We start from the raw sequence: 12,441 nt of genomic DNA, 5'->3' as shown, positions 1-12,441 counted from the left end.
TTCCCCGCTGTACGAGATCGCCTGCCGGTTCACCGACGTCACGCGGAGGCTGGCGTAGCCCGCGCTCGAGACGCTCAGGTTGATCTGGTTGACGTCCCGGTTGTCCTTGGGCTTGATGGTGATTTCCCAGCCGCCCTTTTTTGTCGAGTCCACCTTGTAATCGAACTGGGTGGAGATGAACTGGACGCCGCCCTTGGTGGGGTCGATCGGTGCGGTGTATGCGCGGCCGTAATAGGGCAGATAGGCGACGACGCTGTCTTTCGACACGGTGAAGTCGTACCCGCTGGAGAGGTGTTTGGTCGGGCCTCCCATCGGGATGGCGGTCTGGGCGACGAACCGGTAGTCCTGTGCATTGATCAGGACGGCTGTTTTTTGCGCATGCAAGGCCATCGGCAGTACGCACGATAGGATTAGCAGTATTTTCATCTGCATAAGGTAAACATTTTTGGCTTACATTTCAAGCGTCAAATGGAAATGAACAGATCAGACATGCTGCGCCGGATGATCCAGGAGCAACCCTGGGATGTCCTGGTCATCGGGGGTGGCGCCACCGGTCTGGGCGTAGCCGTGGACAGCGCCTCGAGGGGTTACCGGACGCTCCTGCTGGAAAAAGAGGATTTTGCCAAGGGCACCTCGAGCCGGTCGACGAAGCTGGTGCACGGGGGCGTGCGCTACCTGCAGGAAGGCGACATCGGGCTGGTCCGGGAGGCCCTGTACGAGCGCGGTTTGTTGTTGCAAAACGCGCCCCACCTGGTCCACAAGGAACATTTTATCATTCCCCTCTATAATTGGTGGTCGGGTCTTTGGTATACCGCCGGGCTCATGGTCTATGACCTGTTGAGCGGCCGGAAAAGCTTTGGACCGTCGCGGCCGATTTCCCGTAAGCAGGTCATCCAACGTCTCCCGGGTATCCGCCGGAGAGGCCTCCGGGGCGGCGTGATCTATCTCGACGGCCAGTTCGACGACGCCCGCCTGGCAATCAACCTGGCGCAGACCGCGGTCGAACAGGGGGCCGTCGCGCTCAACCACCTGGGCGTGGACCGCCTGCTCAAGGACGCGTCGGGCCGTATAACCGGTTGCGTGGCCACCGACCATTTGACTGGACAATCGTATGAAGTCCGAAGCAACTCGGTCGTGAACGCCACCGGCGTTTTCGTGGACGACATCCTGCAGATGGACGTCCCCGGCGCGGCGCCCCAGGTGCGGCCCAGCCAGGGGGTGCACCTCGTGCTCGACCAAACCTTCCTGGGGTCCGGGGACGCGGTGCTGATCCCAAAGACCTCCGACGGGCGCGTGCTGTTTGGCGTGCCCTGGGAAGGAAAGCTCCTGGTCGGCACCACCGATACGCCGTTGAACGGTCATAGCCTGGAACCGCGCGCGCTGGACGAGGAAGTGTCGTTCATCCTCCGTACGGCGGGCGAGTACTTTGAAAAAGCGCCCACGCGCGGCGACGTCCTCAGCGTGTTTGCCGGGCTCCGGCCGCTGGCGGCGCCGCAGGGCGGAAAGGCCGCGCCACCTGGCGGAAACGCGCCCCGGGGCACGGACGCGGCGACCAAGGAAATCTCGCGCAGCCACAAGATCATCACGTCGCCTTCGGGCCTGGTAACCATCACCGGTGGAAAGTGGACGACCTATCGACGCATGGCGGAGGACACCGTGGACGCGGTCATCGCCTCGGCCGGGCTGCCGCCGCGCGCCTGTGTGACACAGGGGTTGCGGATCCACGGGGCGGCGGACGCACCGGCGACACCGACAGCCGGGCCGGAAACCCTGGCGGCGGGCCGTCTGAAGTCCGCGGGCGAGCCGCCGGCAGACCTGCTCGCGCTCTATGGCAGCGACCGCCCCGCGCTGTTAGCGCTACGGGCGGAGAACCCTGCCTGGGCCATACCATTGCACCCCCGCCTACCCTTCACCGGGGCCGAGGTCATTTGGGCGGTGCGGATGGAAGAGGCGCTGACGGTGGAGGACGTGCTGGCCAGGCGCGTCCGGGCGCTTTTCCTCGACGCGCGGGCGGCGATGGCGATGGCACCCGCGGTGGCGCGGCTGATGGCCGGCGAAATGGGGAAAGACGAAAACTGGGAGCGGGCGCAGGTGGATGCGTTCCGCGAGGTGGCGCAAGGATACGTGCTGACGTAAACGCGACAGCAAACAGTGTTGTATAGCTTGTTATGGACAAATATATCTTATCCCTCGACCAGGGCACCACGAGCTCCCGCGCCATCGTCTTCGATCACGCGGGGAACATCGTTTCGGTCGCGCAAAAGGAATTCACGCAATACTTCCCCCAGGCGGGATGGGTAGAGCACGACCCGAACGAGATATGGTCGACCCAGGCGGGCGTGGCAGCTGAGGCTACGGTAAAGGCCGGGCTGAACGGCACCAATATCGCCGCTATCGGGATTACCAACCAGCGGGAAACGACCATCGTCTGGAACCGGGCAACGGGAAAACCGGTCTATAACGCCATCGTCTGGCAGGACAGGCGGACGGCGGAGTATTGCAACCAGCTGCGGGAAACGAAACGGGAGGACCTGATCCGTCAGAAAACGGGCCTGGTCATCGACGCTTATTTTTCCGCCACCAAGATCCGGTGGATACTCGACAACGTCCCCGGAGCGCGGGAGCGGGCGGAAGCCGGAGAGCTGGCCTTTGGAACGGTGGACACCTGGCTGGTATGGAACCTTACGCGCGGGAACGTACACGTTACGGACGTGACCAACGCGAGCCGGACGTTGCTCTTCAACATCCATACGCTCGACTGGGACGAGGAATTGCTCGGGATGTTCACCATCCCGCGGAGCCTGCTCCCGCAGGTAAAGGCCTCCAGCGAGGTCTACGGAGAAACGAAGACCACCATTTTCGCGTCGAAGGTGCCCATCGCGGGTATTGCCGGAGACCAGCAGGCAGCCCTTTTTGGCCAGATGTGTATAAACCCCGGCATGGTGAAGAACACCTATGGCACCGGTTGCTTTATGCTGATGAATATAGGAGAGAAGTGCCTGATGCCCTCGGACAACGTCCTGACGACGGTCGCCTGGAAGGTGGGCAGCCGGGTCAACTACGCCTTTGAAGGCAGCATCTTTATAGCGGGCGCCGTCGTGCAATGGCTCCGGGACGGTCTGGGCATCATCCGGTCGTCTTCGGAAGTGGAGGCGTTGGCCGCCCAGGTCGCCAGTACCGAAGGCGTCTACTTCGTCCCCGCGTTCACGGGGCTTGGAACACCGCACTGGAACCCCTACGCCACCGGTATGATGGTGGGACTGACGCGGGGCACCACGTCCGCGCACATCGCCCGGGCGGCGCTGGAGGCAATCGCCTACCAGACCGTCGAGGTCCTTCGCGCCATGGAGGCTGCGGCGGGCACACCGGTCACCGAGCTACGGGTAGACGGGGGCGCCACCGCCAACAACCTGCTGATGCAGTTCCAGGCCGACGTCCTCCAGACCAAGGTCATCCGGCCGACCATTACCGAGACCACGGCGCTGGGCGCCGCCTACCTGGCAGGACTGGCCGTGGGGTATTGGAAAGATACCGACGAGATCAAACAGTTCTGGAAGGCCGACCGCGCATTCGCGCCGGCGATGGCGCCGGAATTGGTGGCCAAAGGGTTCCATGAGTGGCAGCGCGCCATTGCGACGGTGCTCGCGTGGACCCGATTATAACCAACCCGCACCCGCTGTGGCGCGTCAAACGATTGCTATATGAATGCATTTACCGCTGAATTCCTGGGCACCGCCGTCCTGATCTTTTTGGGCGACGGCGTCGTGGCAAACGTCCTGCTCAAAAATACCCACGGCAACGGCGGGGGGATTATTGCCATCACCACGGCCTGGGCCATGGCCGTCTTCGTGGGTGTAGTCATCGCCGGACCGTACAGCGGTGCGCACCTCAACCCCGCCGTCAGCGTCGGACTGGCCGTGGCCGGAAAATTTTCGTGGGATCTCGTACCCTTGTATATAGCCGCACAGTTCCTTGGCGCCATGACGGGCGCCCTTTTGGTTTGGGTCTGTTATAAAGACCACTTTGATCGCACCCCGGACCCCGCTCTTCAGCGGGCGGTCTTTTGCACCTCCCCGGCCATCCGCAACGGCTGGCGAAACCTTTTCTGCGAGTTATCCGCCACCTTCATCCTGTTGTCCGCGGTTTTCTACATTACCGACGCAAAGATCCTCTCCCCCGCCGAAACCAGCCACATCGGTCTGGGCTCCGTCGGGGCCATCCCCGTCGCCTTTGTCGTTTGGGGCATCGGGCTCTCGCTGGGAGGAACCACCGGATACGCGATCAATCCCGCCCGGGACCTCGGCCCCCGACTCGTACATCAACTACTGCCTATAAAGGGCAAAGGCTCCAGCGATTGGGGCTACGCGCCCATACCCTTGTTAGGTCCACTGGCCGGCGCCGCCCTGGCCGCCTGGCTCTTCAGAATAATATAACATTCAGATTAATTCAATCTAATCCAGGATACGGTCAATTGGCCGTATCATTGCGCTGCTTACCACAGAGCCGCAATCCCCCCCTATCAAACTACGCTACGACCACTTGCTATGCCTCCAAAGGCTAGCTAACGCTACTTTATCTATATGAAAGCAAAACTACCCAGCCTCAATGGCCTCAGGGCGCTTAGTATCCTATTCGTCCTGATCGGGCATACGGAACTAAAGAGCCTTCACCTATCCGGCGATCCGGCCGGTGCGCAGATCGGCGTAACGATCTTCTTTATCATTTCAGGTTTCCTGATCACGTACCTGCTGATGAGGGAGGAGCAGGCCAGCGACGGCCGCGTCTCCTTAAAGGACTTTTACATCCGCAGGGCCTTCCGCATCTTCCCGGTGTACTACACCCTTCTACTGGTATACCTCATCCTCCAGGTACTTGGTTTCCTGCAGTTCACCACGGCGTCATGGATTTCGTCCCTGACGTATACCAAGTACGTCAATCCACGGTGGTCGGAATGGGAAACGGGGCACCTATGGTCCTTGTCGGTGGAAGAGCAGTTCTACCTGGTATGGCCCGCGGTGTTCTACTTCCTGAAGCGCGTCCGGGCACCGCTGGCTGTCGCCGTCATTGCCGTCATCCCGTTTGTCCGGTTGGGGGGCGGCTATAACGCCATGCATATGTTCACCCGCGCGGATGCGCTGATGGGTGGATGCCTGCTCGCCCTTTACTACGAGCGACTGCGCGGCGCCCTGGCAAAGCTTCCCCGCGCATACCTCCTTCTTCCTTTTGCCGGGCTGCTCGGGTCGATGATGACCAAACGGATCATTACGCTATTTTTCCACGAAAACACCCAGGTCGAAAGGATCGCCATTGCTTTTGGCGGCTCCTACGGGACGCTTACAGCAAATGTTCTATTCCCCCAAATTGTGGCCGGTGTCGGAGTTCCCCGGTAACATCGCCTTTATCCTGGTCACCGCCGTCCTCTCCTATCACCTCCTGGAAACGCCCTTCCTGAAGTTGAAGGACCGGTTTTACAAGCGGCCAAAACCCGCCCCCGTGCGGGAATTCGGGTTAAAAACGAAGGCTGACGTCGCCTGACACCGGTACAGCCCCCTCGACGTCGGCCACATATAGAGTTATTACGACATATTTAATAGGGTTTTGTGCCTATCTTGGGCGCAATTTTGTACCTCCAATGTCCAAGAAACTAATCCCCAGCCTCAACGGATTGAGAGCCTTGAGCATCATTTTTGTCCTTGCCGGTCACACCGAGCTGAGGAGCTTTCACATCACCGACGATCCCCCGGGCATGCAGGTGGGTGTCACGATCTTTTTCCTCATTTCCGGTTTCCTGATCACCTGGCTCCTCATGCAGGAAGAGCGGCAAAACAACGGGCGGATTTCACTAAAGGGCTTTTACATCCGGAGGGCCTTCCGCATATTCCCCGTGTATTATACCCTGCTGCTGGTATACTTTTTCCTGCAATTGGCGGGTATCTTCCAATTCACGACCGCGTCCTGGGTTTCGTCCCTGACGTACACAAAATACCTCAGCCCCCGATGGGGAGAATGGGAGTCGGGACACCTGTGGTCATTGTCCGTGGAAGAGCACTTCTACCTGGTATGGCCCACGGTGTTCTATTTCTTTAAAAGGTTCAGGGTGCCGTTCGCCCTGGCGGTTATGGCGGTCGTCCCGTTCGTGCGCTTGTGGGGCCACTTTGGCGACCTGCACATGTTCACCCGCGCGGACGCCTTGATGGCGGGTTGCTTGCTGGCGCTCTATTACGAGCGCCTGACCGGGGTATTGCTGACACTACCCAGGGTCTGGCTGCTCCTTCCTTTTGCAGTCATGCCACTTTCCCTGTCGGCCAAGCGGCTTGTCAAGCTGTTTTTCCCCGGAGATATCCCGCTGGCAAAAATGGCGGTCGCCTTCAGCGCGTCATACGGCATACTAACGCTCCTTTGTCTCGGGCTTATCCTCGCCATTTCGATCAACTTCGCGAACAACCCCTGGTTCCGCTTCTTGAACAATCCCGTCATGAACTATATCGGCAAGCTGTCCTACAGCCTGTACATCTGGCAACAGATGTTTTTTTCCGACAAGCTGTGGCCGGCGTCGCGATTCCCCTATAACATCGCCTTCATCGTCATCACCGCCCTTTTGTCCTACCACCTCGTGGAGACGCCCTTCCTGAGGATCAAGGACCGGCTCCGGGTCCGTACCCGGGCGGTACGCATCCGGACGCGGGCAGCCCAGGTCCGGAAGACGCGCATCGGTCAGCCGGTGGCAGCCTGATGTAACCCGTCAGCCGGTGGCCACCTGACGTCACCCGTTTCGCGCAGGTCGTCAAAGAAAGCCACCCACCACCGGGGAACGGCGTATTTTAGCCGCATGATGCGATGGAAAAAATGGTGGTTCCCTCCCCTCTTCGGGCTGTGCATTTACGTGAGCATCCGGCTGGTGGCGGACGTGCAAAGCGGGACGAGGTTCTGGATGCGGTGGTGGGTCTGGAACGCCATCGAGATCGGGACGACGATCGCGCTGAGCTATCCGGTGATCTACCTGATGGATCATTACCGGAGAAGGAACCAGCGTCGCGACAACGGACCGCTGACAGGGGAAAAAATTTTCCGGGAATTCGGCGAAGTCTACCTGTACACCACCATCCTGCTCAACGTCGTGCTGATCACGATGTGCGCGACGACGGACAACGGCTTGCAGTGGGCGGATGTCGTGGATATCAATCTCCTGCCTCCTCTCTTCAACCTCGTCTATTACGCGGTGACCCGCGCGATGGGGTCGATCCGGCTTAACTATGAGCAACGCATCCAGATCGAAAAGATCACCAACGACCAGCTGGAAACCGAGCTGCGTTTCCTCCGCGCGCAATACCATCCCCACTTCCTGTTCAACGCGCTCAATACCGTGTATTTTCAAATGGAGGAAGACACCCCGCGCGCGCGCCAAACGGTGGAGAAACTGTCCGAGCTGCTGCGCTACCAGCTGTACGACCCGCACCATACGGTGCCGGTGGAGCGGGAGCTGCGCTACCTGGAGTCCTTTATCGACCTCCAGCGCCAGCGGATGAACGACCACCTCGAGCTGGACGTTTACTTCGATCCGTTGCTGGGGGGACAGCAGGTGTATCCGCTGTTGCTCCTGCCCCTGGTGGAAAACGCGTTCAAATACGCCGGCGGTGACTATTGGATCCGCGTCCGCGCGAGCCTGGAGCGTGGGGCGCTCCGGTTCGAGGTCGGCAACGCGGTCCCGCCGGGCGGCGCCACGCGGAGCGCGCGCCCGGGCGGTATCGGCCTGGAAAACCTCCGCCGTCGGCTGGCGCTCCTCTACCCAGGGCGGCACGAATTCCGGGTTTGTCCCGGCGATACCGAATTCCATACTACCTTAGTCATTCCGATATGAGAACGATCTCCTGTGTGATCACCGACGACGAACCCGTGGCCCGGAAGGGTCTGCAGGGTTACGTGGAAAAGGTGGACTTCCTGCGGTTGGCGGGCGTCTTCGACAACGCGATCAGCCTGAACAGCTTTTTAAAAGAGAACCGGGTCGACCTGCTCCTCCTGGACATCGAGATGCCGTACCTGACGGGCCTCGACCTGGTGCAGAGCCTGGCGAACCCACCAAAGGTCATCTTCACGACGGCGTACGAGCAGTACGCGCTGAAGGGGTACGAGCTGGAGGTGACCGACTACCTGCTCAAGCCGATTTCTTTCGAGCGGTTCCTCAAAGCGGTCAACCGCGTGCATGCGCAGACCGCTGAGGCGCCCAGGGCCGAGGCGCCGCACCTCTTCGTCAAGACCGACAGCAAGCTGGAACGCATCCTGCTCGACGAGCTTTTGTTCGTCGAATCCATGGAAAACTACGTAGCCCTGCACACCACCCGCGGCCGGCTCATCACCCACGCCACGTTAAAGTCGGTGGTCGAACACCTGCCGACGGACGTCTTTATCCAGGTGCACAAGTCCTACGTGGTGAACATGGGGAAGATCACCCACCTCGAGGGGAACATGATCGGCATCGGCAAAGCGTCGATACCCGTGTCGCGGGGTCTGAAAGAGGGCGTCATGGAGACGCTGCTGCGGAACAAGCTATTGTGAGGACGCCGTCTCGGGTTTCTCCTCGACGACGGTAAGGTCCCCCAGGTCCACGGTGAGCGGTATGCGCCCGAGCTGCACGATGGCCTTCTTCCCGCGGATTTCGCTGACGGTCCCCACCTGCCGGTTCTGCCGCATCTTGACGCGGTCGCCCACCTTGACGGCGCCGCCGATCTCGACGTACTTTTCGTCAAAAGCGGCCTGGCGCTTTTCGGTGACTTGTTTTTCCTTTTGCTGGAACAACAGCGCGTTGAGGGTTTTCATCACCTCTTCCTTGTTCTCCGTGCGCTTCCATTCGGAAACGACCGCCTTCAATTTGCGTTCCATGTCCTTCATCTGCGCGATGCGTTCGTCGGTGATGCGGTTTTGTTCCCGTTGCAGCTCCACCTGCTGGCGGTGCCGCTCCTTATCCATCACCGTCTCCATCTCCTTTTTGAGACGGGCGTTGTCGGCGAGCATCTTATTCAGGTCTTTTTCCCGCTTTTCCACCTGCCGCAGGTCCTGTTCGGTGCGGTTGAGCAGGCGGTCCAGGTTATACTGGTCTTCGTCCACCAGGGTGCGCGCGCGCTCGATCAGGCGTTTGTCCAGCCCGATCCGCTCGGCGATCGCGAACGTATAGGAACTGCCTGGCTTGCCGACGATCAGCTGGTACATCGGCAGCAGCCGTTGTTCGTCAAAGGCCATGGCGCCGTTGATGATACCCGGGACCTTGCCCGCCATCACCTTCAGGTTGAGGTAGTGCGTGGTGACTATACCGTAAGCGTGTTTCCGCGCGAGCTCCTCCATGATGACCTCGGCAAAGGCGCCACCGAGGTTGGGGTCGCTCCCGCTGCCCAGCTCATCGATAAAGAACATCGTGCGCCCGTTCGCTGCCTCCATGAAGTGCTTCATATGCACGAGGTGCGCGCTATACGTACTCAATTCGAACTCGAGGCTTTGGGTGTCGCCGATGTGGATCATCAGCTTCTTGAATACCCCGAAGGTGGAGTCGGGGTCCGCCGTTACGAGCAAACCGCTTTGGAGCATGAGCTGGAGAAGCCCGACGGTCTTAAGGGATACCGTTTTGCCACCGGCGTTGGGACCCGAAATGACCAGGATACGGCTTTGCTCATCCAGGGTCAGGTTGAGCGGGATCGTCGGTTTGCCCGACCTCAGGTTGTACAGGTAGAGCAGCGGGTGGTACGCCCGGATGAGCTGCACGTGGGCCTTGTCCACGACGGTCGGATAGTTGGCATCCATGTCGATCGCCAGCCGGGCCTTGCCGCGGATAAAATCGTATTCCCCCACCACCTCCAGGTAGGTCTTGAGCAGGGGGGCGTAGACCGACAGGCGGGCCGTGAGGTCCCGCAGGATGCGGTATACTTCCTTGCGCTCGTCGTTTTCCAGCTCGAAGATGTCGTTGTTGAGCCCGATGGTCTCCTCCGGCTCGATAAAAGACGTCTTCCGGGTATCGCTTTCGCCGTGCAGGATACCCTTGACCTGTCGCTTATGCTCCGCAAAAACGGCGATCACCCGCCTCCCGTTCATAAACGACTCCTCGATGTCGGCGGCCAGCCCGTCGCGTTTCATCTTCCGGACGATGCGGTCGAAGACGCGGGAGAGCTCCCCCCTTTTCCGGTAGAGGCTCATCCTGATCCGCGCCAGGTCCTCCGACGCGTTGTCGCGGACGTTCCCGCCCTCGTCCAGGACCTCGTCGATGAGCTGGATGATGGTTTTCTCGTAGTAGGTATCCTTGATGACCTGTGACAGGGCGGGGTAAGCGACCCGGCGTTCGGTATCGAACCAGCGGAAAATAGATTGCATGTTCTCGGCCAGCCGGCGGATCTGCATCCATTGCTCGCCCCCCAGGAAGCTTCCCGGGATTCCCAACAAACGGATGTCCTTCGACAGGTTGAGGACGTAGTCGTTGGGGAAATACAGACCGGATTGCCGGATCAATTTGTATTCGTGGGTTTGTCTGAGCTCCAGTTCAATAAACTCCAGCTTGGTATGGACCCGCAGCTTTTCCGCCTTGTGCCGCCCGTACTCGCTTTGGCAGTGTTCCATCAATAACGCCCGGACCTTGTCGAATTCCAACTGTGTCAATGCCGACTCCGGAAATAATTGTATCATATGTTGCTTTCAACTATATTTATGTTAAGGCTCTCCTAAATGTCCCCCCCGATTCCTGTGAACCGCCCCCTAACCTCCGAAGAACCCGTAACTTTCGGGAATAATGTCGTACAAAGGTACTATTAGTTGTGGTTTGCTTTCAGGTCTGAGGTATACCGTGTCGATGGGCTTGCTGGTGGTGATCTCCTGGTCTTGCGCACAAAAGGAAAATCCCAATAGAGCCATGAACGATCAGTTTGCGTCCAGCGCTTCCCTCAAAACCGATACGGCCACTTTTGGAACAGGTTGCTTCTGGTGTACCGAAGCTATCTTCCAGCAGCTGGATGGTGTGCTGAAGGTGACATCCGGCTACAGCGGGGGCCACGTGGTAAATCCTACCTACGAGCAGGTGTCCGCGGGTAAGACCGGTCACGCCGAAACATGCCAGATCGTCTATGACCCTACCAAGATCACCTTTGACGAGCTGCTCAAGGTCTTCTGGCAAACCCACGACCCCACCACGCTGGACCGCCAGGGCAACGACGAAGGCCCGCAATACCGCAGCGTCATCTTCTACCATAGCGGCGCCCAAAAAGAACGCGCCGAGTACTACAAAAATGAGCTCAACGAGCAACACGTCTTCCCCAAACCCATCGTCACCGCCATCGAGCCCTACAAGAACTTCTATTCCGCCGAAGACTACCACCAGGGTTACTACGCCAACAACCCCAATCAGCCCTATTGCTACTTCGTCATCCGGCCGAAGCTGGAGAAGTTCGAGAAGGTTTTCAGGGATAAGCTCAAGAAAGATATGTAAAAAAAGGAACCGACCCGGCGCTCGCGCGACCGGGCCGGTTCCTTTTTTTACGTTAATTGACAGTAATGGTTACAAGGCCGGTGCCGGTGTTACTTGATTTTGAAGAAGACACGGTTCCACTTAACTGGCTATTACCGGGTAGTACCACGGTTTTTGCAACGTCACCCTCGGTAACGCTCATAGAAGTACTACCGTCACTGAAAGTCGCGCCCGGCGTGGTGAGGGTCACAATTGCAGTGGTTCTGGGACGGGTTTGCGGAGAGCCAATAGATTTGGAAGACAGAGTTACGGTGACCGTATGGCCGCCGACGCCAGTGATGAGCCAGGGCGTTCCCGTTGTCGGAGCGACAGTGCTGAAGTTACCACCGGCGTTGATCAACGGGGAGTTCGGCTGTACCGTGTACCAGAGATCGACTTCGCCTAACCCGGTGGTATTGTTGCTGACGACAGTCGCATGCTCTCCCCAAAGCGCATTCAAACCATTGTAAGAGGGCGTCCAGCTCATAACAGCCGGGCTGCTACCGGTTTGCAGGTCAATATCGAACATCCGCATGGCATAGCCGGCAGGATAGTCGGATTGGGAGGTAACGTCGGCACTGGATAGGCTTTTCGGAAAGGCGCTTAACCCTTCGACTGCATATACCAATTGGTCGATGTAAGGCGTCGTGGGCCCATTGACGTCATAGTCTTCTCCCTCCTCCGCCCCGAGAATGGCACCTCCGGGGACTTCCATTTGGTATTGGGAGGAACCATCCGAACTCGAGGCTTCCCGCAGGATTTCAGCCATATAATTTGTGCCAGGTGTAAAGTTAAAGACAGAATTACTTTGAATGTTATAGACTCCACCGGATGCACCCAACCAGGTAAATTCCACCTGGGCAAGCCAGCCGTTCTGATCAAGACCCATAGCCTGCGTATAAACAAGCCCGGACGAAACTATGATCGTCTGGGCTGCGTTGGCTAGACCTTCATAAAGATAGATG

The 12,441-nt window shown here is 59.0% G+C and carries 12 protein-coding genes; 9 read left to right on the top strand and 3 right to left on the bottom strand.

The annotated features are described in order from the left end of the window. A partial coding sequence (locus tag VL547_RS13670; RefSeq protein ID WP_325578666.1) for a DUF4251 domain-containing protein occupies positions 1-426 on the bottom strand: 426 nt, incomplete at its 3' end. Between the two features lie 48 nt (positions 427-474). Between VL547_RS13670 and VL547_RS13665 the strand changes: the two genes are divergently transcribed. The 8 genes from VL547_RS13665 to VL547_RS13630 all read left to right on the top strand — a co-directional run bounded on the left by VL547_RS13665 (position 475) and on the right by VL547_RS13630 (position 8,553). Continuing rightward, a complete protein-coding gene (locus tag VL547_RS13665; RefSeq protein WP_325578664.1) occupies positions 475-2,136 on the top strand; it encodes a glycerol-3-phosphate dehydrogenase/oxidase in 1,662 nt (553 codons plus the stop codon). A 32-nt stretch (positions 2,137-2,168) separates the two neighbouring features. Further along, the gene (glpK, locus tag VL547_RS13660) at positions 2,169-3,662 is read left to right on the top strand and encodes a glycerol kinase GlpK (RefSeq protein ID WP_325578662.1); all 1,494 of its coding nucleotides are present in this window, start codon (positions 2,169-2,171) and stop codon (positions 3,660-3,662) included. A 39-nt stretch (positions 3,663-3,701) separates the two neighbouring features. Then, entirely contained in the window at positions 3,702-4,433 is a 732-nt protein-coding gene (locus tag VL547_RS13655) for an MIP/aquaporin family protein (protein WP_325578660.1), read from the top strand. A gap of 147 nt (positions 4,434-4,580) precedes the next feature. Next, entirely contained in the window at positions 4,581-5,390 is an 810-nt protein-coding gene (locus VL547_RS13650; protein WP_325578658.1) for an acyltransferase, read from the top strand. Further along, positions 5,371-5,535, top strand: a complete 165-nt coding sequence (locus tag VL547_RS13645; protein ID WP_325578656.1) for a hypothetical protein — start codon at positions 5,371-5,373, stop codon at positions 5,533-5,535. Before VL547_RS13650 ends, VL547_RS13645 begins: the two co-directional genes overlap by 20 nt. Before the next feature lie 97 nt (positions 5,536-5,632). After that, a complete protein-coding gene (locus VL547_RS13640) occupies positions 5,633-6,733 on the top strand; it encodes an acyltransferase (protein WP_325578654.1) in 1,101 nt (366 codons plus the stop codon). Positions 6,734-6,829: 96 nt separating this feature from the next. Continuing rightward, on the top strand, positions 6,830-7,858 hold the full coding sequence (locus tag VL547_RS13635) for a histidine kinase (RefSeq protein ID WP_325578652.1): 1,029 nt from the start codon (positions 6,830-6,832) through the stop codon (positions 7,856-7,858). Further along, the gene (locus VL547_RS13630) at positions 7,855-8,553 is read left to right on the top strand and encodes a LytTR family DNA-binding domain-containing protein (RefSeq protein ID WP_325578650.1); all 699 of its coding nucleotides are present in this window, start codon (positions 7,855-7,857) and stop codon (positions 8,551-8,553) included. Before VL547_RS13635 ends, VL547_RS13630 begins: the two co-directional genes overlap by 4 nt. On the opposite strand, the gene VL547_RS13625 is transcribed toward VL547_RS13630, so the two are convergent. Further along, positions 8,545-10,659, bottom strand: coding sequence for an endonuclease MutS2 (locus VL547_RS13625; protein WP_414648337.1), 2,115 nt, complete (start codon positions 10,657-10,659; stop codon positions 8,545-8,547). The two genes, VL547_RS13630 and VL547_RS13625, sit on opposite strands and share 9 nt — an antisense overlap. A gap of 106 nt (positions 10,660-10,765) precedes the next feature. On the opposite strand from VL547_RS13625, the gene msrA reads away from it, so the two are divergent. Then, positions 10,766-11,458, top strand: a complete 693-nt coding sequence (msrA, locus tag VL547_RS13620) for a peptide-methionine (S)-S-oxide reductase MsrA (protein ID WP_325578646.1) — start codon at positions 10,766-10,768, stop codon at positions 11,456-11,458. Between the two features lie 52 nt (positions 11,459-11,510). Here the strand turns inward: msrA and VL547_RS13615 are convergent. Beyond that, positions 11,511-12,441: hypothetical protein (locus VL547_RS13615; protein ID WP_325578644.1), on the bottom strand; the 931-nt coding region annotated here is incomplete at its 5' end.

Origin of the sequence: Dinghuibacter sp. (assembly GCF_035492835.1) — a bacterium.
GTDB lineage: Bacteria > Bacteroidota > Bacteroidia > Chitinophagales > Chitinophagaceae > Dinghuibacter.
This window is presented reverse-complemented; position numbering and strand designations above follow the sequence as displayed.

What these genes read in the sequence shown, in the direction of transcription:
- glpK (WP_325578662.1), top strand. Translation starts at nt 2,169, where the DNA reads ATGGACAAATATATCTTATCCCTCGACCAGGGCACCACGAGCTCCCGC.
- msrA (WP_325578646.1), top strand. Translation starts at nt 10,766, where the DNA reads ATGTCGTACAAAGGTACTATTAGTTGTGGTTTGCTTTCAGGTCTGAGG.
- VL547_RS13665 (WP_325578664.1), top strand. Translation starts at nt 475, where the DNA reads ATGAACAGATCAGACATGCTGCGCCGGATGATCCAGGAGCAACCCTGG.
- VL547_RS13650 (WP_325578658.1), top strand. Translation starts at nt 4,581, where the DNA reads ATGAAAGCAAAACTACCCAGCCTCAATGGCCTCAGGGCGCTTAGTATC.
- VL547_RS13630 (WP_325578650.1), top strand. Translation starts at nt 7,855, where the DNA reads ATGAGAACGATCTCCTGTGTGATCACCGACGACGAACCCGTGGCCCGG.
- VL547_RS13655 (WP_325578660.1), top strand. Translation starts at nt 3,702, where the DNA reads ATGAATGCATTTACCGCTGAATTCCTGGGCACCGCCGTCCTGATCTTT.
- VL547_RS13635 (WP_325578652.1), top strand. Translation starts at nt 6,830, where the DNA reads ATGATGCGATGGAAAAAATGGTGGTTCCCTCCCCTCTTCGGGCTGTGC.
- VL547_RS13640 (WP_325578654.1), top strand. Translation starts at nt 5,633, where the DNA reads ATGTCCAAGAAACTAATCCCCAGCCTCAACGGATTGAGAGCCTTGAGC.